26 protein-coding genes are annotated in these 23,391 nt (G+C 70.1%); 15 read left to right on the plus strand and 11 right to left on the minus strand.

The window, feature by feature from the left end; all coding sequences use genetic code 11:
- Positions 1-8: 8 nt before the first annotated feature.
- The 8 genes from NNI01S_RS05605 to NNI01S_RS05640 all read left to right on the plus strand — a co-directional run bounded on the left by NNI01S_RS05605 (position 9) and on the right by NNI01S_RS05640 (position 8,388).
- The gene (locus NNI01S_RS05605; protein WP_063018118.1) at positions 9-305 is read left to right on the plus strand and encodes a thiamine-binding protein; all 297 of its coding nucleotides are present in this window, start codon (positions 9-11) and stop codon (positions 303-305) included.
- A 90-nt stretch (positions 306-395) separates the two neighbouring features.
- Positions 396-1,391 (plus strand): helix-turn-helix transcriptional regulator, encoded by a 996-nt coding sequence (locus tag NNI01S_RS05610; RefSeq protein WP_157114602.1) that lies wholly within the window; start codon positions 396-398, stop codon positions 1,389-1,391.
- Positions 1,388-2,365, plus strand: coding sequence for a helix-turn-helix transcriptional regulator (locus NNI01S_RS05615; RefSeq protein WP_063018120.1), 978 nt, complete (start codon positions 1,388-1,390; stop codon positions 2,363-2,365). The genes NNI01S_RS05610 and NNI01S_RS05615 overlap by 4 nt, the downstream gene beginning before the upstream one ends.
- 22 nt (positions 2,366-2,387) lie before the next feature.
- A complete protein-coding gene (locus tag NNI01S_RS05620; protein WP_063018122.1) occupies positions 2,388-3,437 on the plus strand; it encodes a 2-dehydropantoate 2-reductase in 1,050 nt (349 codons plus the stop codon).
- A gap of 64 nt (positions 3,438-3,501) precedes the next feature.
- Complete coding sequence (tatA, locus tag NNI01S_RS05625) at positions 3,502-3,765, plus strand: Sec-independent protein translocase subunit TatA (protein WP_063018124.1); 264 nt, start codon at positions 3,502-3,504, stop codon at positions 3,763-3,765.
- Between the two features lie 98 nt (positions 3,766-3,863).
- Positions 3,864-4,817 (plus strand): twin-arginine translocase subunit TatC, encoded by a 954-nt coding sequence (tatC, locus tag NNI01S_RS05630; protein ID WP_063018126.1) that lies wholly within the window; start codon positions 3,864-3,866, stop codon positions 4,815-4,817.
- Between the two features lie 3 nt (positions 4,818-4,820).
- Positions 4,821-7,523 carry a DEAD/DEAH box helicase gene (locus NNI01S_RS05635; RefSeq protein ID WP_063018128.1) on the plus strand — a complete coding sequence of 901 codons (2,703 nt, stop codon included), beginning with the start codon at positions 4,821-4,823 and terminating at the stop codon, positions 7,521-7,523.
- A 163-nt stretch (positions 7,524-7,686) separates the two neighbouring features.
- Positions 7,687-8,388 carry a DUF4333 domain-containing protein gene (locus NNI01S_RS05640; protein ID WP_063018130.1) on the plus strand — a complete coding sequence of 234 codons (702 nt, stop codon included), beginning with the start codon at positions 7,687-7,689 and terminating at the stop codon, positions 8,386-8,388.
- 80 nt (positions 8,389-8,468) lie between these two features.
- Here NNI01S_RS05640 and NNI01S_RS05645 read toward each other — a convergent pair whose 3' ends face one another.
- Entirely contained in the window at positions 8,469-9,434 is a 966-nt protein-coding gene (locus tag NNI01S_RS05645; RefSeq protein WP_063018132.1) for a 5'-3' exonuclease, read from the minus strand.
- Positions 9,435-9,518: 84 nt separating this feature from the next.
- On the opposite strand from NNI01S_RS05645, the gene NNI01S_RS05650 reads away from it, so the two are divergent.
- Complete coding sequence (locus NNI01S_RS05650; RefSeq protein ID WP_063018134.1) at positions 9,519-10,646, plus strand: M24 family metallopeptidase; 1,128 nt, start codon at positions 9,519-9,521, stop codon at positions 10,644-10,646.
- Between the two features lie 27 nt (positions 10,647-10,673).
- On the opposite strand, the gene NNI01S_RS05655 is transcribed toward NNI01S_RS05650, so the two are convergent.
- Entirely contained in the window at positions 10,674-11,105 is a 432-nt protein-coding gene (locus NNI01S_RS05655) for a PPOX class F420-dependent oxidoreductase (protein ID WP_063018136.1), read from the minus strand.
- A gap of 114 nt (positions 11,106-11,219) precedes the next feature.
- Here NNI01S_RS05655 and dprE2 point away from each other — a divergent pair, with 114 nt between their 5' ends.
- The 4 genes from dprE2 to NNI01S_RS05675 all read left to right on the plus strand — a co-directional run bounded on the left by dprE2 (position 11,220) and on the right by NNI01S_RS05675 (position 14,673).
- Positions 11,220-11,975 (plus strand): decaprenylphospho-beta-D-erythro-pentofuranosid-2-ulose 2-reductase, encoded by a 756-nt coding sequence (gene dprE2 / locus NNI01S_RS05660; RefSeq protein WP_063018138.1) that lies wholly within the window; start codon positions 11,220-11,222, stop codon positions 11,973-11,975.
- Positions 11,954-13,231 (plus strand): bifunctional cobalt-precorrin-7 (C(5))-methyltransferase/cobalt-precorrin-6B (C(15))-methyltransferase, encoded by a 1,278-nt coding sequence (locus NNI01S_RS05665; RefSeq protein WP_063018140.1) that lies wholly within the window; start codon positions 11,954-11,956, stop codon positions 13,229-13,231. The genes dprE2 and NNI01S_RS05665 overlap by 22 nt, the downstream gene beginning before the upstream one ends.
- Before the next feature lie 78 nt (positions 13,232-13,309).
- A complete protein-coding gene (locus tag NNI01S_RS05670; protein WP_063018141.1) occupies positions 13,310-13,927 on the plus strand; it encodes a DUF8020 domain-containing protein in 618 nt (205 codons plus the stop codon).
- Complete coding sequence (locus NNI01S_RS05675) at positions 13,924-14,673, plus strand: cobalt-precorrin-6A reductase (protein WP_063018753.1); 750 nt, start codon at positions 13,924-13,926, stop codon at positions 14,671-14,673. Before NNI01S_RS05670 ends, NNI01S_RS05675 begins: the two co-directional genes overlap by 4 nt.
- Before the next feature lie 12 nt (positions 14,674-14,685).
- Here the strand turns inward: NNI01S_RS05675 and NNI01S_RS05680 are convergent, their stop codons facing one another.
- The 5 genes from NNI01S_RS05680 to NNI01S_RS05700 form a co-directional block, all read right to left on the minus strand.
- The gene (locus tag NNI01S_RS05680; protein ID WP_063018143.1) at positions 14,686-15,216 is read right to left on the minus strand and encodes a PadR family transcriptional regulator; all 531 of its coding nucleotides are present in this window, start codon (positions 15,214-15,216) and stop codon (positions 14,686-14,688) included.
- Positions 15,217-15,274: 58 nt separating this feature from the next.
- Entirely contained in the window at positions 15,275-15,670 is a 396-nt protein-coding gene (locus tag NNI01S_RS05685) for a hypothetical protein (RefSeq protein WP_063018145.1), read from the minus strand.
- Between the two features lie 32 nt (positions 15,671-15,702).
- Complete coding sequence (cobJ, locus tag NNI01S_RS05690) at positions 15,703-17,265, minus strand: precorrin-3B C(17)-methyltransferase (protein ID WP_063018147.1); 1,563 nt, start codon at positions 17,263-17,265, stop codon at positions 15,703-15,705.
- Positions 17,262-17,897 (minus strand): precorrin-8X methylmutase, encoded by a 636-nt coding sequence (locus NNI01S_RS05695; RefSeq protein ID WP_063018149.1) that lies wholly within the window; start codon positions 17,895-17,897, stop codon positions 17,262-17,264. The genes cobJ and NNI01S_RS05695 overlap by 4 nt, the downstream gene beginning before the upstream one ends.
- A gap of 77 nt (positions 17,898-17,974) precedes the next feature.
- Positions 17,975-18,412: an Lrp/AsnC family transcriptional regulator gene (locus tag NNI01S_RS05700; protein WP_063018151.1), complete on the minus strand. Its 438-nt coding sequence runs from the start codon at positions 18,410-18,412 to the stop codon at positions 17,975-17,977.
- Positions 18,413-18,548: 136 nt separating this feature from the next.
- Between NNI01S_RS05700 and ddaH the strand changes: the two genes are divergently transcribed.
- A complete protein-coding gene (gene ddaH, locus NNI01S_RS05705) occupies positions 18,549-19,421 on the plus strand; it encodes a dimethylargininase (RefSeq protein WP_245675983.1) in 873 nt (290 codons plus the stop codon).
- Here the strand turns inward: ddaH and cobG are convergent.
- The 4 genes from cobG to NNI01S_RS34275 all read right to left on the minus strand — a co-directional run bounded on the left by cobG (position 19,406) and on the right by NNI01S_RS34275 (position 22,137).
- Positions 19,406-20,593 (minus strand): precorrin-3B synthase, encoded by a 1,188-nt coding sequence (gene cobG / locus NNI01S_RS05710; RefSeq protein WP_063018155.1) that lies wholly within the window; start codon positions 20,591-20,593, stop codon positions 19,406-19,408. The two genes, ddaH and cobG, sit on opposite strands and share 16 nt — an antisense overlap.
- 46 nt (positions 20,594-20,639) lie before the next feature.
- Complete coding sequence (locus NNI01S_RS05715; protein WP_063018157.1) at positions 20,640-21,524, minus strand: alpha/beta fold hydrolase; 885 nt, start codon at positions 21,522-21,524, stop codon at positions 20,640-20,642.
- 249 nt (positions 21,525-21,773) lie between these two features.
- Positions 21,774-21,929 (minus strand): hypothetical protein, encoded by a 156-nt coding sequence (locus tag NNI01S_RS34270; protein WP_157114603.1) that lies wholly within the window; start codon positions 21,927-21,929, stop codon positions 21,774-21,776.
- Positions 21,922-22,137: a hypothetical protein gene (locus NNI01S_RS34275; protein ID WP_157114604.1), complete on the minus strand. Its 216-nt coding sequence runs from the start codon at positions 22,135-22,137 to the stop codon at positions 21,922-21,924. Before NNI01S_RS34275 ends, NNI01S_RS34270 begins: the two co-directional genes overlap by 8 nt.
- Before the next feature lie 208 nt (positions 22,138-22,345).
- On the opposite strand from NNI01S_RS34275, the gene NNI01S_RS05720 reads away from it, so the two are divergent.
- A complete protein-coding gene (locus tag NNI01S_RS05720; protein WP_084488510.1) occupies positions 22,346-23,380 on the plus strand; it encodes a hypothetical protein in 1,035 nt (344 codons plus the stop codon).
- Positions 23,381-23,391 lie beyond the last annotated feature (11 nt).

Raw genomic sequence — 23,391 nt, forward strand, 5'->3', positions numbered from 1 at the left:
ATCGACACATGATCATCGCCTTCTCCGTCACACCGCTCGGAACCGGCGTCGACGTCGGTCGCGCCGTGGCAGAAGCGGTCCGCGTGGTACGAGCCAGCGGGCTGCCCAATCGCACCGACGCCATGTTCACCACCATCGAGGGGGACTGGGAGGAGGTGATGGCCGTGGTGAAACAGGCGACCGACGCCATCCTCGCCGTCGCACCGCGATGCAGCCTGGTGCTGAAAGCCGACATCCGGCCCGGTGTGCTGGATGCGATGACCGCCAAAGTGGAGAAGGTCGAGCGCTACCTGGCCGAAGGCTGAGCCCGCGTTCGCGGCCTGAGCGGATCGCGCCGCAAAATCAACACCGCGCCGCCGCGCGGTGGCGCGGGGGCGCAGATTACCCTCTATCGGGTGGCGATATCCAAGGTCGAGCGGCTGATGAATCTGGTCATCGCGCTGCTGTCGACCCGGCAGTTCCTGACCGCGGAGCGGATCCGGGAGAGTGTGGCCGGATACGAGGACTCCGCCAGCGACGAAGCGTTCAGCCGGATGTTCGAGCGGGACAAGAACGAACTGCGCGATCTGGGCATTCCGCTGGAAGTGGGTCCGGTGAGCCGGTACTCGACGATCGAGGGCTACCGGATCAACCGCGACGCCTACGAGCTACCCGAGATCGACCTGACCGATGAGGAGGCCGCCGCCGTCGCGGTGGCCGTGCAGATGTGGGAATCGCCCGAGCTGGCCGCCGCCGCCGAGGGTGCGCTGCTCAAACTGCGGGCGGCGGGCATCCACGTGGAGACCGACGCCGCGGTGGCCTCGGTGCCCGCCGTTCCGGCCCGCGCTCGGGGCTCGGAACCGGTGCTCGGCAAACTTCTCGCCGCCATCGATGCCGGCCAAGCGGTGCGGTTCGAGCACCGCGGCGCGATCAACGCCCCCTATCTGATGCGCGACGTCGAGCCGTGGGGTGTCGTCACCCATCACGGCCGCTGGTACCTGGTCGGGCACGACCGGGACCGGGACGCGGTGCGCAGCTTCCGGCTCTCCCGGATCGGCGACGATGTGACCGCGTACGGTCCGCGCAACGGCGTGCGCAAGCCGGAGGGCGTCGATCTGCGCGCCATCGTCGACCAGGTCACCAGCACCGCGCCGGTCAGCGGATCGGCGACGGTGTGGGTGGCCGAGGGGCGGGGACGGGAGATCCGCAGGCTCGGCCAGGTGACCGGCGAGCGCGTCGTGGGCGGCCGGGCGGGCGCCGTGGTCGAGCTTCCCGTGCGCTCGCGCGATTGGCTGGCCCGGCTGATCACCGGTCTGGGGCCGGACGCCGTGGTGCTGGCACCGGAATCACTTCGGGCCGATGTGATCGCGCGGCTGCGTTCGGTGCTCGACCGCACGGAGGTGCGGGCATGAGTTCGCGGCTCTCGGTCCGGCTGTCCCGGCTGCTGAATATGATCCCGTACTTCATCGCCCACCCCGGTATCAGCGCCGCCGAGGCCGCCGCAGACCTCGGTGTGACCACCAAGCAGCTGATGAGCGACCTCAATCAGCTGTGGATGTGCGGGCTGCCCGGGTACGGCCCGGGCGACCTGATCGATCTGTCGTTCTCCGAGGAAAGCATCGAGGTCACCTTCTCCGCGGGCATCGATCGTCCGCTGCGGTTGACCTCCACGGAGGCGACCGCGCTGCTGGTCGCGCTGCGCTCGATCGTCGACATGCCGGGCATGGTGGACCCGACCGCGGCCCACGCGGCCATCGCGAAGATCGAATCGGCGATCGCGGGCGGCGCGGAATCGGCAGCGGACGGTCGATCCCGCACGCCGCCGCCGGAGGCGCCCGCGGTGGCCGCCGTGCGCTCGGCGCTGGCGCTCGGCCGGGTGCTGCGGCTGGTGTATTACTCCGCCAGCCGCGACGTGGTGTCCGAACGCATCGTGGACCCCATCCGCATCGTCCTGGTGGATGACAACAGCTATCTGCAAGCCTGGTGCAGGCAGGCCGAGGGGGTGCGGCTGTTCCGCTTCGACCGGATCGAGGCGGCGAGCGAGCTGGACGAACTCGCCCGGCCGCCCAAGCACGCCACCGAGGCGACGGCGGGCTTGGACCTGTTCCAGGACGATCCGGCGGTCCCGTTGGCGCGCTTGCGGATTCACGGTGACTACGCTTGGGTGCTCGATCAGTACCCCATGCACCGGCTGGCGGTGCACCCCGACGGCAGCTTGGAGGCGACCATGCGGTTCGCCACGTTGGACTGGATGGCCCGCCTGCTGCTCGGTTTCGGCGCGGGCGTCACCGTCCTCGGGCCGCCGGAACTGGTGGCGGCAGTACGCGAGCGGTCGAACGCCGCGCTGGCCGCCTATGAGGAAGCCGGATACCTGGAGGCCAGATGAGGCGCGAAGAGGCCCTACCGGCATGAACGTTCGTGTGCTCGTGGTCGGCGCGGGCAGTATCGGCAATTTCGTCGGCGGCAAGCTCGGCGCGGCGGGCGCGGAGGTCACCCTGGTCGGCCGCAGGCGGGTGCTCGACGAGCTCGGCGCGTCCGGGCTGCGGCTCACCGACCTCGACGGCGGTGACGACGCGCTACCGCCGGACCGATTCCACCGCGCGACCGAACCGGATGACGTCGGCTCGGCGGACTTGGTGCTGGTCACGGTCAAATCGGCGGCGACCGCCGAGGCGGTGCGCGAGCTGGCGGGCAAGATCCGGCCGGGCACCGTGGTGCTCAGCCTGCAGAACGGCATCGGCAACGACTCGGTGATCCGGGAGATCCTGCCGCACTGCGTGGTGCTGGCCGGCATGGTGATGTTCAACGTCGTGCACCATCCCGGCGGCCGGTTCCATCGCGGCACCGAGGGCGGGCTCGCGGTGCAGGACGACCCGGCGCTGGCGCCGTTCCTGGACGTGTTCGAGCGTGCCGGGCTGGGTCTGCGCCGCCACCCCGACCTGCGTCCGGTGCAGTGGGCGAAGCTGCTGCTCAACCTCAACAATCCGATCAACGCGCTGTCGGGCCGCCCGCTGCGGGAGGAGCTCGCCGACCGGGACTACCGCCGCTGTCTCGCGCTGACCCAGCGCGAAGCGCTCGCTGTGATGAACAAGGCGCGAATTCGCCCCGCCCGGCTGACCCCGCTGCCGCCCCGGGTGATGGCCACGCTGCTGGCCGTCCCGGACGCCCTGTTCCGGCGGGTGGCCGGGCAGGTGCTGGCCATCGACCCGATGGCGCGCTCGTCCATGGCGGACGACCTCGAGCTGGGCCGCACCACCGAAATCTCCTGGTTGTGTGGGGAAATCGTGGGGCTGGGCGCGATGGTCGGCGCGCCGACGCCGGTGAATCAGCGGCTGATCGAGTTGGTCGTCGCCGCCGAGCAGGGCGGCCGCCGCGCGTGGTCCGGCCGCGAGCTGCTCGGCCAGTTGCGGGGCGCCGCGGCGGGCGCCGCGCCCGAACGCCGGGCGAACGAGCAGTGACGGCGGCGTTCGCGCACGTCACGGTCCGGTAGCATCGAGACATCACAGTCTTGGGAGGTAGATCATGGGCAGTCTGAGCATCTGGCACTGGCTGATCATTGCGGTGGTCTTCGTGATGTTCTTCGGCGCGAAGCGGATGCCCGACGCGGCCCGTAGCTTGGGCCGGTCGTTGCGCATCTTCAAGAGCGAGGTCAGCCAGATGCAGAACGAGAGCAACGCGCCCGACAGCGGTGCGCCGGCTCAGCAGCCCGCACCGCAGCTGCCCGCCGCGCAGCAGCCGACGCCGTCGCAGACCACGGAGTCCCGCACCGAGCAGAAGTCGGTCTGAGCGGATCCGCTCGCGCCGGAGTGAGGAAGGGCTCACTCCGGACTCAGTGCTGTTGCCGAGCTGAGCCAGGCACGTGAACCCAGGGGCGATCACCAACCATGCGAATCCCGTTCGATCCGCGCCGCAGTAAGCGCAGGACCAATCCCGACGGCACGATGTCGTTGGTCGAGCATCTGCAAGAGCTGCGTTACCGGTTGCTGGTCTCGATCGCGGCGGTGATCGCGACGACGATCCTGGGGTTTCTGTGGTACGCGCACGGATTCCTGGGGGTCGAGAGCCTCGGTGAGATCCTGCGCGGACCGTACTGTTCGCTGCCCGCGTCGGCGCGTGCGTCGCTGACCCCCGATGGGGAATGCCGGCTGCTGGCCACCGCGCCGTTCGAGCAGTTCACTTTGCGGTTGAAGGTCGGCATGACCGCGGGCGTGGTGCTGGCTGCGCCGATCTGGCTGTACCAGTTGTGGGCGTTCATCACCCCGGGCCTGTACGCGAAGGAACGCAAATACGCGATCGGGTTCGTGTCCTCGGGCACGGTCCTGTTCGCTTCGGGTGCGGTGCTGGCCTATGTGGTGATCGCGCACGCGTTGAGTTTCCTGCTGACCATCGGTGACAACGTGCAGATCACGGCGTTGAGCGGGTCACAGTATTTCAGTTTCATCATTCAGTTGCTGATCATCTTCGGGGTCAGTTTCGAGACGCCGTTGCTGATCATCGGGTTGAACCTGGTCGGCGTGCTGACCTATCAGCGTCTGAAGGCGTGGCGGCGCGGGATCACCTTCGGCTTGTTCGTGTTCGCGGCGATCGTGACGCCGCAGGATCCCTTCTCGATGTTGGCGTTGGCACTGGCCTTGACGGTGTTGTTCGAAGTGGCGATCCAGTTCTCCCGGATCAACGATCTGCGCCGGGCGCGCAAGGAGCGCGAGGGCTGGGGTGCGTTGTCCGACGAAGAGGCCTCCGAACTGAGCGAGCCGGAGCCGATCGACCCGGCGGATTCGATCACCACGCCCGCGGAGAAATCCACACGACCGGTGTCGGACTACTCCGATACGCTCTGACGAGTGACAGATGACCGGTCGCAGACGGGCGAATTGGACGCGTTTTCCACGGAGCTGAAGTTCCGGCTGGATCCGTTTCAGCGCGAAGCCTGTGCGGCGCTCGAAGAAGGCCACAGCGTCCTGGTCTGCGCGCCCACGGGCGCGGGCAAGACGGTCGTGGGGGAGTTCGCCGTCCACCTGGCGCTGGCGGCGGGTGGGAAGTGTTTCTACACCACGCCCATCAAGGCGCTGTCGAACCAGAAGTTCGCCGACCTCACCGAACGCCACGGCCGCGACAACGTCGGACTGCTGACCGGCGACCAATCGATCAATCCGGACGCGCCGGTGGTCGTGATGACCACCGAGGTGCTGCGCAACATGCTCTACGCCTCCTCGGACGCGCTGCGCGGGCTGTCCTACGTCGTGATGGACGAGGTGCACTACCTGGCCGACCGGTTCCGCGGCGCCGTCTGGGAAGAGGTCATCCTGCACCTGCCCCCGGACGTGCGGCTGGTCAGCCTGTCGGCCACGGTGAGCAACGCCGAGGAGTTCGGCGCCTGGATGGAGACGGTGCGCGGAGACACCGCCGTGGTGGTCGACGAGACCAGGCCCGTGCCGCTGTGGCAGCACGTCATGGTGGGGCGGCGGATGTTCGACCTGTTCGACACGAAATCCACCGAGCAGAAGGTGCTCGTCGACGAAGATCTGGTGCGGTTCATCCGCCACCGTGAGGCCGCCGATCGGATGAACAGCTGGGGCGCCCCGCGCAACGGCCGCGGCGGCCCGCGCCGGGATTTCCGTCCGCTGCCGCGCCCGGAGGTGCTGGCCAAACTGGACGAAGAGGGCCTGCTGCCCGCGATCACGTTCATCTTCAGCCGGGCGGGATGCGACGGCGCGCTCGCGCAGTGCCTGCGGTCGCGGCTCGACCTGAGCCGTCCGGAGGAGCGCGACGAGATCGACGCGATCATCCAGAAGCACACCGGTGATCTGCCCAAGGCCGATCTGGAGGTGCTCGGCTACTGGGAATGGTGTGAGGCGCTGCACCGCGGCCTCGCCGCGCACCACGCCGGGATGTTGCCCGCATTCCGGCACACCGTCGAGGAACTGTTCGTCAACGGGTTGGTGCGCGCCGTCTTCGCCACCGAGACGCTGGCCCTCGGGATCAACATGCCCGCCCGCACCGTCGTGCTGGAACGGCTGGTGAAGTTCAACGGCGAGTCGCACGCGGAACTCACGCCCGGCGAATACACCCAGCTGACCGGACGCGCGGGGCGGCGCGGCATCGACGTCGAAGGCCACGCGGTGGTGCTGTGGCAGCCCGAGGTGGACACCAGCGCGGTCGCCGGTCTGGCTTCCACGCGCACCTATCCGCTGCGCAGTTCGTTCCGGCCGGGCTACAACATGTCGATCAATCTCATCGACCGCATGGGCGCCGACGAATCGCGCGCCCTGCTGGAGCGGTCCTTCGCCCAGTTCCAGGCGGACCGGTCGGTGGTCGGGCTGGTGCGCGGCATCGAGCGCAACGATGGGGCGCTGCGCAAGCTGCGCGATCAGCTCGGCGGCACGGAAGGCGGATTCCTGGAATACCTCTCGCTGCGGGAGCGGATCAAGCAGCGCGAGCGGCACCTGGCCCAGCAGAGTCGCGCCGACCGGCGGGGCGCTGCGGTGGACGCGCTCGGCGCCCTGCGGCGCGGCGACGTGGTGGCGATTCCCTCCGGCCGCCGCGCCGGGCTCGCGGTGATCCTGGAGCCGGACGCGACGCCCGGTGATCCGCGGCCGCTGGTGCTCACCGAGGACAAGTGGGCTGGACGCGTATCGGTCGCCGATTTCCCCGTGCCCGCCGAGGCGCTCGGGCACATGCGGCTGCCGCGCCGGGTCGATCATCGGACCGCGCGCACCCGTCGCGATCTGGCTTCCGCGCTGCGCAGCACGGGGATCTCGGTGCCGGGCAGGCCGCGGCGTGGCAGGCAGTCCGCCGCGGCCGACGACCGGGAACTGGCGACGCTGCGGCGCAGCATGCGCGCGCATCCGGCGCACTCCCGGCCCGATCGCGAGCAACTGGCCCGGGTGGGCGAACGCTACAACCGGCTGCTGCGCGAGACGGAATCAATGCGCCAGAAGGTTGCCGCGACCACCAATTCGCTCGCGCGCACCTTCGACCGGATCCTCGGCCTGCTGGAGGAACGCGGTTTCGTGCACGAGAGCGAGGTGACCGCGGACGGACGCCGGCTCGCCCGCATCTACGCTGAGAGCGATTTGCTGGTCGCCGAATGTCTCAGGAAGGGGCTGTGGCGCGGCCTCGGCCCGGCCGAACTGGCGGGGGTGGTGTCGATCCTGGTCTACGAATCCCGCCAGGAGGGTGGATATCTCGGCGCGAGCGGGCCGACGGCGCCGATCCGCCGGGCAGTCGGCGCGACCATCGGCGTCTGGTCCGAGCTGCGCACCGACGAAGCGCGGCACAAGTTGCCGCCGACCAGGGAACCTGATCTGGGTTTCGTCGACGGTGTCTACAAATGGGCGCGCGGCGACGGGTTGGCCGAGTCGTTGCTCGCCAGCGGTGACACGGGCGCGCCCTTGTCGGCGGGCGACTTCGTGCGCTGGTGCAGGCAGGTGATCGATCTGCTCGACCAGATCCACGGCACAGCCGACGATCTCGAGGTCGCCGCCACCGCGGCCAAAGCGGTGCGGGCGATCCGGCGGGGCGTCGTGGCGGTGGACGCCGCCTGAGCCGTGTGAGCGAGGGGCACGCGGCGGCGGCAATATCAACACGGCGGATTCGATTGTGATTTGATTTCTTTCGCGTACCGACCGTGGCGGAGTAGTCGTGTCATGCGACGAGGCCCACGCGGGGGGCTACCGTGTGTACAACGATGCGAGTGGAGGCAAGCAGATGAGCGGCCCGTACGGACCGAACGACCCCGGGGAGGGACGCAACGATCCCACCCAGCAGTGGGGTGGACAGCAGGCGCCGGGCGGGGCCGGTCCCACGCAGCAGTGGGGCGGTCAGCCGCAGACCCCGGCCTCGGCGCAGCCGACCCAGCACTGGGGTGAGCAGCAACCGCAGCAGCAGTGGGGACAACCGCAGCAGCAACAATGGGGCCAGCAACCGCAGCAGCCTCAGCAGCCGCAGTGGGGTCAGCAGCCCGCCCAGGGCCAGCCGCAATGGGGCCAGCCGCAGCAGCAGGACTGGGGCCAGCAAGGCCAGCAGCCGCAGTGGGGTCAACCGCAGCAGCCGCAGCCGCAGTGGGGCGCTCCGGGCCAGCAGCCGCCGCAGCAGGGCGGCAAGGGCAAAGGCCTGATCATCGGTCTGTCGGTGCTCGGCGTCGCGGTGGTCGGCGCGATCGTCGCGCTCGTGCTCGTGCTGACCGCCAAGGACCAGCTGGATCAGGCCGCGGTGCAGGACGGCGTGAAGAAGGTGCTGTCGGACTCCTACGGCATCCAGGACATCAGCGACGTCTCCTGCCCCTCCGGCCAGGAAGTCAAGGTCGACGCCACCTTCGAGTGCAGCGTGAAGGTCAGCGGCGAGGCCAAGAAAGTGAACATCAAGATCACCAAGGACGACGGCACCTACGAGGTGGGTCGTCCCAGCTAGCGTGTCGCGCGGCGACGTCGTCGCCGCTGTTCGAACGACGGCCCCATCGAGGTACGCGATGGGGCCGTCGGCTTCCGTGGTCAGGCGGTGCGCGCCCCTAGTGCGGTGATCAGGCGCGTGACCGGGCTTTCGGCGTTGTAGGCGGTAGCGAGGGCGCTCAGACGCTCCGAGTCGGCGGGTTCGACGGGGAGGACGTCGCTGCGGGACAGGGCCACCTCCGCGTCGCGGACCACTCGCACAACCGGTGCGGCGGCCTTCAGGTAGTCCCCGGCGGCGCGCAGCCGGGCGCGCACGCTTTGGGCCAGCTCTGCATCGGGATCCTCGACGGCCGCGACCAGGGCCTCCAAGGAACCGAAACGGGAGATCAAGGTGGCGGCGGACTTCTCACCGATGCCCGCCACGCCGGGCAGGCCGTCGGAGGCGTCGCCGCGCAGGGTCGCCATATCGGCATAGGCCGGGCCCGCGTTCTCCAGCGGCACCCCGTACTTGGCCGACACCTCCGCGGGGCCGTACAGTTCCGCCTTGGCCAGGCCCCGTCCGGCGTAGAACACCCGCACCGGGGGCGCGGGCTTGTCGCGCACCAGTTGCAGAAGGTCGCGGTCACCGCTGACCACGACGACCTCATCAGCGCGTTCCCTGGTCGCCAGGGTGCCGAGCACGTCGTCGGCTTCCAAACCCTCCGCACCGCCGGTCGCGATGCCCGCCGCCTCGAGCACCTCCAGGATCATCTCCACCTGCGGGGTGAGCGTGTCGGGCACGCTCTCCGCGCCGGGTGCGGCCTCCGGCGAGCTGTCCAATCGGTGCGCCTTGTAGGACGGCACCAGATCGACCCGATACGCCGGGCGCCAGTCCAGATCCAGGCAGACAACCAGCCTGTTCGGTGCGAATCTGGTGATCAGCGACGCCACCATGTCGGTGAATCCCCGCAGCGCGTTCACCGACCGGCCGTCGGGCGCGGTGATCTTGTCGGGGATGGCGTGGAAGGCGCGGAACCACAGACTGGCTCCGTCCAACAGCAGCAGGGGCCCACCGGAAGCAGAGGTCACGGGCTGAGGCTACTCGTTCGCACCGACACGGCCTCGGCGAAGTTCGGCGTTCGTCGCGCACGCGTGGCGGGTAACGTCGGACGAATGAGCTCGCATACGGATTCGAGGTTCGCGGCGGACGTCTACGGTGCACGGCTGGAGCGGGCGGTGGAGCTGATGCGGGCCGCCCACCTCGACGCTCTGCTCATCACGCCCGGGCCGGACCTGCGCTATCTGATCGGCTCGGCGGCGGAGTCGTTCGAGCGGCTGACCTGCCTGGTGATCCCGGCGGACGGCGCGACGCCGTCGGTCGTGATCCCGAAACTGGAGCTGGCGTCGCTGGAAGCCTCCGCGGCGGGTGAACTCGGCCTGCAAGTGCTGGACTGGGTGGACGGCACCAGCCCGTACAGCTTGGTGAAGTCCGCGCTGCACGTCGGCTCCCGGGTGGCGGTGGCCGATGTGATGCCCGCGCTGCATCTGCTGCCGCTGGCCGAGTCGTTCACCGGTTTGCCGGTGTCGGCCACTCCTGTCCTGCGGGAACTGCGCATGATCAAGGACACGGCCGAAGTGGCCGCGCTGCGCCGGGCGGGCGCGGCGATCGACCGGGTGCACGCGCGAATGGGAGAGTTCTTGCAGGTGGGTCGGACCGAGGCGGAGGTCGGTCACGACATCGAGGCCGCCATCGTGGCCGAGGGGCACACGGAGGCGGCGTTCGTCATCGTCGGCAGCGGCCCGCACGGGGCGGACCCGCACCACGGCGTGTCCGAGCGCCGGATCGAGGCCGGGGACGTGGTGGTCGTCGACATCGGCGGTCCGGTCGAGCCGGGCTACTACTCCGACTCCACCCGGACCTATGTCCTGGGCGAGCCCGATCCGGAGGTGGCCGCCCGGTACGCCGAACTGGAGAGCGCCCAAGCGGCGGCGGTCGCGGCCGTGCGCCCGGGTGTCACCGCGGCCTCGGTGGACGCCGCGGCGCGAAACCCGCTGACCGAAGCCGGTTTCGGGCCCGCTTTCGTGCACCGCACCGGCCACGGCATCGGCCTGTCGGTGCACGAGGAGCCCTATATCGTCGCGGGCAACGACCTCGTCCTGCGGCCGGGGATGGCATTCAGTGTGGAGCCCGGGATCTACTTCCGCGGCGAGTGGGGCGCACGCATCGAGGACATCGTGGTCGTCACCGACGAGGGCGGCGAATCCCTGAACAAGCGGCCGCACGGTCTCACGGTCCTGTGATCGACGGCTGAACCCGCGGCGGAGGTCCTACGCGCCGGCGCCGTTCCCGTCTGCGGCAGGCGCGACGAGGGTGCTGCTGGACAGGACGCGCCGGACCTGGATGGCGATCACCACGCGCGTCGGGTTCTCCCGCGGCACGCGATAGCGGCCGGCGTACCGCTCGACCGCCTCGGCCACGTCGTCCGGTGCGTCGAGCACGGTCGCCGGGCCCTCCAGGGTGATCCAGCGGATCCCGTCGACCTGACTGACCGCCGCGTATCCGGAGCGACGCACGTTGCGCACCTTCACCGAACCGTCGTTGGTGATCACGCGCGCGATCCCGGCCTCTTGATCCCAAGTGAACCCCACCGCCACGACGTGCGGCGTTCCGTCCGCTCGCAAGGTCGTCAGCGTGGCGAGGTGCCGTTCGGCGACGAACTCCAAGGCGGCGGGCGACAACTCAGCGGTACTCGTCGGCATGTCCCGACCGTAGCGCCCGCCGTCGGTCGGCGTCGCACCAGCCCGACTCGCAACCAACCAGCGCCCGGGTGAGCGATGACCGGCCGCGCCCCCGGTAATGACAGACTTGGGCGCATGGGAACGCGTGGATTGGCCGACGGCACCGTCCTGCTGCTGGGCGGCCGCAGCGAGATCGGGCTCGAAGTGGCGCGGCGGCTGGCGCCGGGGCGGGCCGTGGTTCTGGCGGCCCGGCGCAGCGGCGACCTGGACGCGCAGCGTGCGGAGGTCGCGGCGGCGGGTGCGAGCGACGTGCACACCGTGGAATTCGACGCCGACGACACGGCGAGCCATCCGGCCCTGCTGGAGAAGGTCGACGCGGAGTACGGGCCGATCGGCATCGCGGTGCTGGCGTTCGGCGTGCTCGGCGACCAGCAGCGCGCCGAGCGGGATCCCGCCCATGCGGCGGCGATCCTGCACACCGATTTCGTCGCCCAAGCCGGTGTCCTCACGACGTTGTCGAATCTGCTGCGCGCGCGAGGAGCGGGGCAGATCGTCGTGTTCAGCTCGGTCGCGGGCGTCCGGGTCCGGCGCGCGAACTACGTCTACGGATCGGCCAAAGCGGGGCTCGACGGGTTCGCCTCCGGTCTCGCGGATGCCCTGCACGGCACAGGCGTCCGATTGCTGCTGGTCCGTCCCGGCTTCGTCATCGGACGGATGACCGAGGGGATGTCTCCGGCGCCGTTCTCCAGCACGCCGGAGCAGGTCGCCGACGCCGTGGTCCAGGGTCTGCGCCGCGGCGCGAGCCGGGTCTGGGTGCCCCGGATCCTGCGGCCGGTGTTCTTCGCGATGCGCCTGCTCCCACAACCGATCTGGCGCCGGATGCCCCGGTGAACGCTACGTCGTGGACCGGCGCGCCGATCGCGGTCGTCGGAATCGGCGCCGACGGCTGGGACGGCCTCGGCCGGGCCGCGCGGGAGGCGGTCGACGACGCGGAGATCCTGTTCGGGTCCCCGCGTCAGCTCGCGCTCGTGCCGTCCACCGTGGCGGCGCGGCGGGTGACGTGGCCGTCGCCTCTGCTGCCCGCGCTGCCCGGGCTGTTCGAACGGCACGGTGGAGCCCGGTTGTGTGTGCTGGCCAGCGGCGATCCGATGTTCTACGGTATCGGCGTCACTTTGGCCCGGCTGCTGGGCCCGCGGGCGTTGCGGGTGCTGCCCCAGCCGTCTTCCGCTTCCCTGGCCTGCGCCCGGCTCGGGTGGTCGCTGGCCGAGACGCCGGTGCTCAGCGTGGTCGGGCGGCCGCTGACGACGGTGCTGCCCGAGTTGGCCGAGCGCAGGCGGCTGCTGGTGCTCAGCGCCGACGAGCACACGCCGCGGGATCTCGCGGATCTACTGGCGCGCCACGGTTTCGGCGATTCCGAGCTGACGGTTCTCGAACAACTCGGTGGATCCGCCGAACGGCACCGTGCCGGAATCGCCGGGCAATGGGCGCATCAGGCGGGCGATCCGCTGAACATCGTGGCGATCACCTGCTCGGCCGCACCGGGTCTGCCGCGTGCCACGCGCTTGCCCGGACTGCCCGACGAACTGTTCGGCGGCGACGGCCAGCTGACCAAACACGAGGTCCGCGCACTGACGCTGGCGGCGCTGGCACCGGCCCCTGGAGAACTGCTGTGGGACGTGGGCGGCGGTTCGGGCAGCATCGCCATCGAATGGTGCCGGGCGCATCCAGGCAACCGCGCGGTGACGTTCGAGCGGCTCGAGCGCAGGCGCCGGCAGATCGCCGACAACGCGGCGGCGCTGGGCGTGCCGCACATCCTGGTGCGCGGCGAGGTGTGCGCCGAACTCGCCGCCGATCCCGGAATCGCTTCGCCCGACGCGATTTTCGTCGGCGGTGGCCTGACCCAGGATGGCCTGCTCGAGACATGTTGGGCACAGTTGCGTCAGGGCGGCAGGCTCGTAGCGAACGCGGTGACCGCCGAGTCGGAATCGTTGCTGCTCAGCTGGTCGAGCGCCCAGGGCGGGGTATTGCGGAAGTTCCAGATCTATCGGGGGGAGGCGCTGGGATCCTTCACCGCGTGGCGTCCACAGCTTCCGGTGACCCAGTGGTCGGTGGTGAAATCGGCCCCGGCGTTCCCCGCGGAGGGGTGAACATGTTATCGGTCACGCGGTAGGGTCGGGGCCGAGTTCCGGTCATGATCGGAAATCCGATTCCTGTTGGGGAGATAGATGAGATACAAGAAGTTCGCCGCTACCGCATTGCTGGCCGTCGCCGCCACCGGAGTCACCGCCGGTACCTCCTACGCCGCTCCGACGCCGCCCGCGGCACAGGACCAGTCCGCGGCGGCGCCCTCCGTCACGGGCGCCGACCAGGGCGTCGGCTACGCGCTGCAGCTCGCCGACGCGGGTAAGTCGGTCGTCACCAGTGTGACCGGGGGCGCGTTCAGCGTCGATACCGACAACCAGGCGGTCACCCTGAAGAACTCCGCGGGCGAGACCGTCACCACCATCCCGCTCACCGCGACCGCCAAGGGCCAAGAGGTCCGGATCGCCGCGGCCGTCGCCGACGAGGGCAGGCAGTTGACCCTGACGCCGCAGGTCGCCCCGACCGCGAACGCGCCGGTCGCCGCCGAGTTCATCGGCGCGCAGGAGTGGTTCTTCGCCGAGTTGCAGCGCGCCTCCCTCGGCGCCCTGGTCGGCGGCTTGATCGGCGCTGCCATCGGCATCGTCTTCTTCGGTGTCGGCATCCTGCCGGGCGCGGTGCTCGGCGCGTTGATCGGTCTCGCCGTCGCGGGCGGGCCGTCGTTGCTGAACGCGGGCATCGCCTACTTCAGCGGCCAGCCCTGAGGGTTCTGATTCTGGGCGGCACCCGGGAAGCGCGGGAGCTGGCCCACATCGCTTCCGGCGAGCGGGGACTCGAGATCGTGTCCTCGCTCGCCGGTCGTGTGCGTGCGCCCTCGCTGCCCGAAGGCGCGGTCCGCGTCGGCGGCTTCGGCGGCGTCGCGGGTCTGCGAGCCTGGCTCGCGGCCAACGAGGTGGCCGCGATCGTCGATGCCACCCATCCATTCGCGGCGGTTATCACCGCCAACGCGGCCGCTGCCGCGCGCATTTCGGATGTGCCGCTGGTGCACCTGCGGCGACCCAGATGGGTGGAGCGGACGGGGGACCGCTGGGTCCGGGTGCCGGATCTCCTCACTGCCGCGGCGGAGACCGCCGCCCGCGGCGAGCGAGTCTTCCTGACCATCGGCAGACAAGGCGTCGATGCGTTCGCCGGTCTCGACCGCCAATGGTTTTTGATCCGGTCCATCGATCCACCCGAAGGACCGCTTCCGCCGCGACACGAATTGCTGCTCGCCCGGGGGCCTTTCACGCTCGAAGACGAAGCGCGACTGCTCGCCGGGCATCGGATCGATGTGCTCGTCACGAAGGACAGCGGCGGCGATCAGACCGAAGCCAAACTCGCCGCCGCACGCGCGGCGGGAATCCCGGTCGTCGTCGTGGACCGTCCGGCGCTGCCCGAGGGCGCGCCGGTTGTGGAGTCGCCCGAGCGGGCGCTGAAGTGGTTGCGCGACATCCGGACCCGGCGCGGCTGAGCCAGGGCGCGGTCAGTTGCCGAGAAGTTCCGGCAGATGGTCGAACCACTCCAGCACCGCCCGCTCGTAGCGGATTCCGAAATCCAGGGTGGCGCGGGCGAATGCGGGCATCTGCTCCGGATCTTCGGCGAGATACCGGGTGAGCCGCGCCTGATGGATCTCCCGATTGGCCGCGACGATGCCGTCGAGCCGATCGCGATCGAGATGCTTGCCGAAGGAGAGCGTGAGCAGCAACGGCACGCGGATGGTCTCCCCGCCGGGATCGCGGGCGACCCATTCCAGGAACGCTTCCCGCCCCGCGTCGGTGATGTGATAAGGCGTCCGCTCTCTGGCTCCGGGCTCGCCCTTCTCGACGAGTCCCGCCGCGTCCATGGTGGCGAGTTCCCGGTAGACCTGGCTCTGCGTGATCGTCCAGAAGTCGCCGATGCGGTCCTGGGCCTCGGTCACCAGGTCCCATCCCGACATGGGGCCTTCGTGCAGAAATCCGAGCAACGACGCCGCCGTCGAGTTCAGTGGCTTGCGCTTGGTCGCGGTGTTGGTCAAACGACTGCTCCCTTCGCTCTCAACATTCCATAATGGAATGTTACCGGAACGGGGCGGATCAGGCGTCGCCGGTCAACTTCTCGAGCCGGGCGAGCACCTGCGCCATTCCCTGCTCCAGTCGCGCCTGTCCCTGTTCGAGCTGCGCCTGGCCGCGGGTCAGCGCGGCCTGGCCCTGTTCCAGACGGACCTGTCCTTGTTCGAGCACGGAGACCCTGCGGTTGAGTTCGCCGACATTCTCCCGCAGGTCGCCGACGTCGCGGCGGAGCTCGCCGAGTTCGTCGCCGACGGTTTCGGCGCGCCGGTCGATCCGGCCTATGCCGTCGAGCGCCTTCCTGGTCAACGCCGCCAGTTCGTTGAGGACCTCGCCCTGCTCGTCGAGCGCCTGTTCGCTCGCGGTGGCCCTGGCCTCCAAGGCTCGGGCGCGCAGCGTCAGCTCCGACAGTGTCGCGGCCAAGGTCCCTCCGATCTTCGGTGCGTCAGGCGATCTTACGCGCCGTCGACGGCCGCGTCGCCCGCGTGACCGTAACGGCGGGAGGTGTAGACCCGGGTGCCCGCGCCCGTCTCGAGCGCGGTGGTGGTGGACGCGCCGATGATCAGCAGGGTGCGCATATCGACCGAGCCGGGATCGAGGTCGCCGAGCGGCACCACGCGCACCGATTCGTTCGGCCCGCCGACGTCGCGCCCGACGACGACGGGTGTGTCCGGCTTGCGATGCTCCAGCAGCAGGTCGCGCATCGCGCCCACTTGCCAGGTGCGTTGCGAGGAGGCCGGGTTGTAGACCGCGATCGCCATATCGGCCGCGGCCACGGCGGAAAGGCGCTGCGCCACGACCTCCCACGGTTTGAGCCGGTCGGAGAGCGAGATCATCGCGTAGTCGTGCCCGAGCGGTGCGCCCGCCCGGCTGGCCACCGCGTTGGCGGCGGTGAGGCCGGGCAGCACCCGCACCGGCACCCCGCGCCACTGCGGGTCGGCGGATTCTTCGAGCACCGCTGCCGCCATCGCGAAGACGCCGGGATCTCCGGAGGAGACGACCGCGACGCGGGCGCCCCGCTTGGCCAGATCCAGGGCCATGGCCGCGCGCTCGGATTCGACGCGGTTGTCGCTGGCATGGCGACGCTGGCCCGGACGGTCGGGCACCCGGTCCAGGTAGGTGGTGTAGCCGACAAGATCGGTGGCGTCCGCCAGCGCCGCGCGCACCTCGTCGGTGGTCCATTCCGGCGCGCCGGGGCCCAAGCCCACCACGACGACCTCGCCGACGCGCTCGGCCGCGTCCGTGTCGCCCGTTCGCCGACCGGGCTCCGCATCGAGATGGGGCAGCGGCGTGGTCGGAGTGGGCCCCGGCACGAGGGTGATGGCGAAGTACGGCACCTCCGCGTCGTCCACCGCGCCTGCGTGCAGTACGCGCTGCGCGGTGGTGCTCGCGCGCTCGACGTAGTAGGCGCCCGCGAGCCGACCGGAATCCGAAAGTGCCTTCCGCACACCGGGATAGGTGCGTCCCAGCTTCATGATCGCGGCCGCGTCGGTGGTGCGCAGCCGCCGGGTCAGCTCGTCGACCGGCATGGTGCCCGGCAGCACGGTGAGCACCTGCTCCCCTTCGACCAGCGGTGTGCCGAGGGCCGCCGACGCCGCGCTCACGGAGGTGATGCCGGGGATGATCTCGGCTTCGAACCGGTCGGCCAGCCGCCGGTGCATATGCATGTACGAGCTGTAGAACAGCGGGTCGCCCGCCGCGAGCAGCGCGACCGAGCGGCCCGCGGCGAGGTGCGCGGCCAGCCGCTCGGCGGCCTGCTCGTAGAACTCGTCGATCGCGCCTTGGTAGCCGCCGGGGTGATCGGTGGTCTCGGTGGTCACCGGGTAGACGAGATGCTCCTCCAGCTGGCCGGGGCGCATGTACGGCGCGGCGATGCGGCGGGAGATGCTGCGGCCGTGGCGCGCACTGTGGAACGCGACGACATCGGCCGCGCCGATCACCTTGGCCGCTTTGACCGTCACCAATTCGGGATCGCCCGGACCGAGCCCGACGCCCCACAGCTTGCCCGGAGTGCTCATTCCTGTTCGCTCGCAATCGCGTTCAACGCCGACGCGGTGATGGCGCTGCCGCCGCGCCTGCCGCGGACCGTGAGGTATTCGACGCCGCCGAAATCGATCAGCGCGTCCTTCGATTCGGCCGCCCCCACGAATCCGACCGGGATGCCGAGCACCGCGGCGGGCCGGGGCGCTCCCGCGTCGAGGAGGTCGAGCAGATGGAACAGCGCCGTCGGCGCGTTGCCGATCGCGACGACCGCGCCGTCGAGCCGGTCGCGCCACAGGTCGAGCGCGGCGGCGGAACGGGTCGTGCCCTTGGCGGCGGCCAACTCCGGCACCCGGGGATCGGCGAGGGTGCAGACGACCGCGTTGCCGGCGGGCAGTCGTTTCCGGGTGACACCGGAGGCGACCATGGTCGCGTCACAGAGAATCGGGGCGCCAGCACGTAACGCCGCCCGCGCCGAGCCGACGACCCCGGGGGAGAAGGCGATGTCCGCGGCGAGATCCACCTGACCGCAGCCGTGGATCATCCGCACCACGACCTGCGCCACGTCCGGCGGGAATCCGCTCAGATCGGCCTCGGCGCGGATCGTCGCGAACGAGCGACGGTAGATCTCGGCCCCGTCGGTCAGGTAGCTGGCACGTACGTCGGACATGCGGTCAACCATATGGGTGCGGGTCCGGACAGAGCGGTCCGGGTGGGGCGCCGAGCATCCCGGGCCGGGCCGCCGGATCACGTGCGCGGACGCTCGAGAATCCGGGACATGACGATGGCGCTGCGGGTGCGCCCGACCCGCGCGTTCTCCCGGATCCGTTCCACGGTCACCTCGATCTCGGCCATGTCGGTGGCCATCACATGCACCAGCGCGTCGGCCTCGCCCGCGATCGTCCAGACGCCGACCACCTGCGGGATGGGTTCGAGGCTGCGCTTGAGCTCGGCCGGGGAGATGTTGTCGCGGTAGTACACCTCGACGTACGCCTCGGTCTTCCAGCCCAGCGCCGCGGGATTGACCAGCGCGGTGAACCCGGTGATCTGCTTGGCCGCCACCAGCCGGTCGACCCGCCGCTTCACCGCGGGCGCGGACAATCCCACCACGCCGCCGATCTCCTGGAAGGAAGCCCGCGCGTTCTTCAGCAGTTGCTCGAGAATCCGCCGGTCGAGGTCGTCCATGTCACACCTTTCGCCCTGATGAGCAACGAACCGCCTATTTTCGGCGGACATTCGCAACGAATCGCCGTTTCTGGCGCAATGCTAGGCGACTTACTGTCGTGGCAGCCGAGTTCACGCTTCACGCCAGGGAGTTCCGTTGACGTCTGTAGCCACCCTCCCCGTCGAGTCCGCCGCCCGCCGCTGGTCGCCGCGCCGGTTCGTGATGTGCCGTCCCGATCACTTCGACGTCACCTACGCCATCAACCCCTGGATGAATCCCGCCGAGCCGGTCGACCGCGCACTGGCGCTCGCGCAGTGGGAGACACTGCGCGCCACCTACGCCGAACACGGGCACACCGTGGAGGTGGTGCCCGGTGTCGCGGGGCTGCCCGACATGGTCTTCGCGGCCAACGGCGGGCTGATCGTCGGCGACCGCGCCATGTCGGCCCGCTTCACGCATCCCGAGCGTGCGGCGGAAGGCCCGGCCTATCACGCGTGGTTCGCCCGTTATGGAGTGCCGAACCTGGTCGCGGCCGCGGAATGCAACGAAGGCGAAGGCGACTTCCTCCTGGTCGGTGACCGGATCCTGGCCGGAACCGGTTTCCGCAGCTCCCTCGCCGCGCACGACGAGGTCGCGCGTCACTTCGGGCTGCCGGTGGTGTCGCTGGAGCTGGTCGATCCGCGCTTCTATCACCTGGACACCGTGCTGCTTCCGCTGGACGCCGAGACCATCGCCTACTACCCGCCTGCGTTCGGCGCGACGGCGCGCGCGGTGCTCGCGGAGCTCTATCCCGACGCGATCGTGGCCACGGACGCCGACGCGGCGGTGCTCGGGCTGAACGGCGTCTGCGACGGCTTCCACGTCTTCCTCAGCAGCGCGGCCACCGACCTGAGCGAGGCGCTGCGCGCCCGTGGCTACCTCCCGGTCGGAATCGAGATGTCCGAGCTGCTCAAGGCCGGTGGCGCGGTCAAGTGCTGCACCCTCGAGATCCATGGCGGTCCGGCGGGGGACGGTCAGTCGACGCGATAACCCTCGTCCGTCGCGACGATGTCGGTGACATCGCCCTGGGGTCGGCCGCAGCGGCGATCGCAGCCGGACCAGTGCTGACGTCCGGCCACCGTGACGTCCGTCGCGGCCACCGTGTGCGGGTCATCGGCCGGGTCGGCCCGCCCGGGCAGCACCCGCCCGGTGTCGACCGCTGCGGTGGCATCGGCCCGGACGTCGGTGTGCGACTTCGCGCAGCCCGGCTGTCCGGCGCAGGCGCTGACCAGCAGCCACGGGGAGTCGGCGTCGAAGATCAGGCCCATCGGGGCGAGCACGCGCACCACTTGTTCGGCGACCCCCTCCGCCAGGTCGGCGAGAACCAGGCTGCGCCACGGCGTGACGAAGACCGGTCGCTCGACCGCGGCGAGGAACTCGGCGGTGCGGGCGGGCAGGCAGCCGAGGCGAACACCGGCGCCCAACCCGACCAATCCGTTGTCCTGCTCCAGCCAGCCGATCGGAATGTCCTGCCCGGCCGGGAATTCGAGCTTTACGGCGCCGGGGGACAAGCCGAGGCGGTCGATGACGCGTTCGGCGCCGTCGGCGATCTCGTGCAGCCGCCACCGGCCGGGGTCGTCGCCGCGCAGATCCAGGAATTCGTGCGCGGCCGCGAGCACGACGTCGACCGCGTCGGCGGCGGCGAGCCGCAGCCCACTGTCGCGGCCCGCCAGCAGGAGCGCGACCTCGTCCGCGCCGACCGCGTGCACGCCGATATCGGGACCCAGCCCGCTGACGTCGCCGCGTCCATCGTCGAGGGTGAACAGCACCCGGCCCGGCAGGCCGGCCAGCCGCGGTGCCGCGAGCAGGCCGCTGTCCAGCGCGGAAACCAACGGGTGCACATCCACCAGGCCGCCGATCCGGCCGGACAGCGGCGAGGCGATGATGTTGCGTACCCGTTCGTGCGCGGCGCTCGGCAGCAGACCCGCGGCCGTGAGCCGGTCGGTCAGCGACCCGGCGTCGCTCACCCGGCGCAACTGGACGTTGCCCCGCGAAGTGAGCTCGATAGCGCCGTCGGCCAGATCGCGGGCGGCCTCGGCCAGCGTCTGCACCTGAGCGGGCTCCAGCCGCCCGCCGGGCACGCGGATCCGCGCCAGCGGCCCGTCGGCCGCCTCGTGCAACCGCAGCACACCCGGGCAGGAATCAGGAGCATGTCGCGTCATAACGGTTCCAGCCTACGGACGCGGGCGGGGCGCGGCGAACGGCCGGTCACTCCACGATCGAATGCACCCAGTCGATCACGGCGGCTCGATACTCGGCGGTGTTGCGGGCGAGATTGACCGAGTGCCCGCTGCCGGGCAGCACGTAGGTGCGCAGTCGTGCCGCCGGACCGAAGAACGGCGCTTCGGTGGCGCGCAATGTCTCGGCGTCCGCGCAGACCGCGTATCCGGGGCCGCAGGAGAGCCGGTCCCGGCTGCCGTTGACGACCATGACCGGGACCGTGATGAAGTTGCTCATCGGCGGAAGGGTGGAGGTCAGGCCGTCGGGATACTCCGTCGGTGAGAAGACTTCCTTGCTCTCTTCGTCCACCGCGAGCACTGCCGGATCGGCCGTCTCGGGCGCGAAGAAACTGGCGGCACGGGTACCGGGCCGCGTCGTGAGATACCCGGGATCGTAGCCACGATCGGCGAATCGGGCGTCGTCGGCGGCTTGGTGATAGGTGGAGACGACGCCGAGCACCTCGGACACGTTGAGGGCGTGTGAGTAGCCGGTGAGCAGGAGGCCGTCGACATCCTGGTACGTGGTCGCCTCCAGGACGTCGATGCCCGAGCTGAGTGAATGGCCGCCCGTGACGACCTTGCCGAACGGGGGCGCGCCGGCGAGCCCCCGGCGCAGCGCCTGCACGATCTCGTGCAGGGCGCGGGCGGAGACCGTCGCGGTGACCTGCGTACTCGGCGGCCGGGTGCTCGCACCGTTGCCGAGCCGATCGACCACCAGCGTCGCGACACCGGCGGCGTTCATCGCGCGGCGGAAGCTGTAGGTCTCCGGGGCGTAAGGGAAATCCCAATAGGTGTGGTTGTAGTTGGAGCCCGCGATCAGCACCATGACGGTGTCGGTGGCGTGCGCCGTCGGGGTGCACAGGGAACCGGCCATCTCCCCGAGCGGGACGGAAATCGATACCGGTGCACAGCGGCCCGGCGCGGTGTCGTCGGCGTGGGCTGTGCTCGGTGTAAGGCAGAGCAGTATCGCCGCCGCAGACGCGACGATCGACCGTAGCGAGGTTCGCACGCGACGCAGGCTATGCGCGAATGTACCTGGTGCGCAATACCTCTGGACGGCACTGCGTATAGCGCGCGAGAAATGTAACCCGTCTTGCCGCAACGGATTCAGAGATCAGAGTGGTCAATCGCGCATGGGGGGAGCGCGTGTGGTGAAGTCGAACTCTGTGGCGGAGTCGTCGATCGCTCCGGCGACGACCTCGAAGGAGCGGGCGTCGAGCGCGGTGCAGCCCGGTCCGGCGAGGCCGGTGAACCGGTACTCGCTGTCGGCTTCACGCATCGCGTTGTCGAGGTCTTCGCGCGTGTCGTAGATCGTGATCGAGAAGACCGTGTCGTCCTGCGGATCGACGAAGAAGATCTGCTGGGCGCCCGGGGTCGGCCATGGCGTGCGGGACGATCTCGTGCTGGAGGAACGGCATCGTCGTCGCCATCGTCTCGGGGTCGATCGGGCAGGCGGCCTTCATCATGGGGGCGTAGAGCTTCTTCATGGCCGAATGCCTCCCGAGTGGGGCCAATCGCGCGTCCGACTATCGGCGGCCGGCGATACCGCAGACAATGTGGCATGGCTATCGCATAGTTGAGACCGCACGCGTGCACCCGGCCGCACCCGATGTCGCTTCGGGACAGCGGATGTCCGGGGCGCCGCGGCGAACCAGGAGCGCGGAGAACGTGGGTGCGACAAGAGAAGGGGCAGGCATGCGAAAGGTGCACTTCGTCGGGAGTTTCCCGGCCGAGAGCACGGACGTCGCGATGCGCGCCATGCTGGACAGCGCGGGGGCGCGACTGCGCACCTTGCCGACGGGGGAGACCCGGCGCTACGAGTTCTACATCCAGCCGATCATCGAGGATCTGGTCGCCCAGGGCGTTTTGGCGGTGAAGAAGCCGGGTACGTGGCGCTCGAGCCGGGATCGGACAATCCATCGCGTCGCTCGCGGCACCGAATTGCCGGGCGGCACCATGGATCTCGGTTATCGCCGGGAGGCCGAGGAGGCGTTGCCGATCGTCCGGGCACTGCGTGCGGAACGTGAGTCACCCCGTCTCGCGCTTCAGATCGGCATGCCGACCGACTTCACGCTGACCTTCATCGCCATGGGAGCCGCCGGTCTGCGGCGGCATCGCGCCGCCTTCCGCGAGGCCACCGTGCGTGACATCGCGGCGATTCGCGAACTGGCCGGCGATGACGTCGTAGTGCAGCTCGAGGCCACCGCGGAACTGGTGCTCATGGCCAGGGCGCAGCCGATGCACCGGCTGGTCGACCGGGCGCTCGGACTGGGCGAGGGGATCGCCGCGCTCGCCGCGGCCGCTCCCGAGGGGACTCGCTTCGGAGTGCATCTGTGCCTGGGCAGTTTGCGCAACAAAGCCCGTGGCAGATTGCGTGACGCCCGGCCGCTGGTCGATCTGGCGAATTCCGTCGTCCGGCATTGGCCGCAGGGGCGCGTTCTGCAATTCGTGCACGGACCGTTCGCGGCGGGCGATATACCGCCCTCGGCCGAGTCCGGATTTTACGCGCCCCTGGCGGATTTGGCCCTGGGAGCGGGCACCGATTTCTATGCCGGGTTGGTGCACGACGTGCCCACCGAGGCGCAGCAGGCGCAGACGTTGCGGGTCATCGAGGATGCATTGGGTCGTCGGGTCGACGGAGTCGCTTGCGCCTGCGGTCTCGGGCGTCGTCCTCGCCCGGTGGCGGACGAGCTCATGGCCCGAGCGCAGGTGCTCGCGGCGAGCGACTGACTGCGCGATGC

Origin of the sequence: Nocardia niwae NBRC 108934 = DSM 45340, assembly GCF_001613465.1 — a bacterium.
Taxonomy (GTDB): domain Bacteria; phylum Actinomycetota; class Actinomycetes; order Mycobacteriales; family Mycobacteriaceae; genus Nocardia; species Nocardia niwae.

Bases quoted from the DNA above. Each gene is read 5' to 3' on its own strand.
- NNI01S_RS05700 (WP_063018151.1), bottom strand. From the start codon at position 18,412: ATGGACGACCTCGACCGGCGGATTCTCGAGCAACTGCTGAAGAACGCG.
- NNI01S_RS05720 (WP_084488510.1), top strand. From the start codon at position 22,346: ATGCGAAAGGTGCACTTCGTCGGGAGTTTCCCGGCCGAGAGCACGGAC.
- NNI01S_RS05655 (WP_063018136.1), bottom strand. From the start codon at position 11,105: ATGCCGACGAGTACCGCTGAGTTGTCGCCCGCCGCCTTGGAGTTCGTC.
- NNI01S_RS34270 (WP_157114603.1), bottom strand. From the start codon at position 21,929: ATGCGTGAAGCCGACAGCGAGTACCGGTTCACCGGCCTCGCCGGACCG.
- cobJ (WP_063018147.1), bottom strand. From the start codon at position 17,265: ATGAGCACTCCGGGCAAGCTGTGGGGCGTCGGGCTCGGTCCGGGCGAT.
- NNI01S_RS05670 (WP_063018141.1), top strand. From the start codon at position 13,310: ATGAGATACAAGAAGTTCGCCGCTACCGCATTGCTGGCCGTCGCCGCC.
- NNI01S_RS05615 (WP_063018120.1), top strand. From the start codon at position 1,388: ATGAGTTCGCGGCTCTCGGTCCGGCTGTCCCGGCTGCTGAATATGATC.
- tatC (WP_063018126.1), top strand. From the start codon at position 3,864: ATGCGAATCCCGTTCGATCCGCGCCGCAGTAAGCGCAGGACCAATCCC.
- NNI01S_RS05605 (WP_063018118.1), top strand. From the start codon at position 9: ATGATCATCGCCTTCTCCGTCACACCGCTCGGAACCGGCGTCGACGTC.
- NNI01S_RS05695 (WP_063018149.1), bottom strand. From the start codon at position 17,897: ATGTCCGACGTACGTGCCAGCTACCTGACCGACGGGGCCGAGATCTAC.
- NNI01S_RS05650 (WP_063018134.1), top strand. From the start codon at position 9,519: ATGAGCTCGCATACGGATTCGAGGTTCGCGGCGGACGTCTACGGTGCA.
- tatA (WP_063018124.1), top strand. From the start codon at position 3,502: ATGGGCAGTCTGAGCATCTGGCACTGGCTGATCATTGCGGTGGTCTTC.
- cobG (WP_063018155.1), bottom strand. From the start codon at position 20,593: ATGACGCGACATGCTCCTGATTCCTGCCCGGGTGTGCTGCGGTTGCAC.
- NNI01S_RS05620 (WP_063018122.1), top strand. From the start codon at position 2,388: ATGAACGTTCGTGTGCTCGTGGTCGGCGCGGGCAGTATCGGCAATTTC.
- NNI01S_RS34275 (WP_157114604.1), bottom strand. From the start codon at position 22,137: ATGAAGAAGCTCTACGCCCCCATGATGAAGGCCGCCTGCCCGATCGAC.
- NNI01S_RS05715 (WP_063018157.1), bottom strand. From the start codon at position 21,524: ATGGCCGGTTCCCTGTGCACCCCGACGGCGCACGCCACCGACACCGTC.
- NNI01S_RS05640 (WP_063018130.1), top strand. From the start codon at position 7,687: ATGAGCGGCCCGTACGGACCGAACGACCCCGGGGAGGGACGCAACGAT.
- dprE2 (WP_063018138.1), top strand. From the start codon at position 11,220: ATGGGAACGCGTGGATTGGCCGACGGCACCGTCCTGCTGCTGGGCGGC.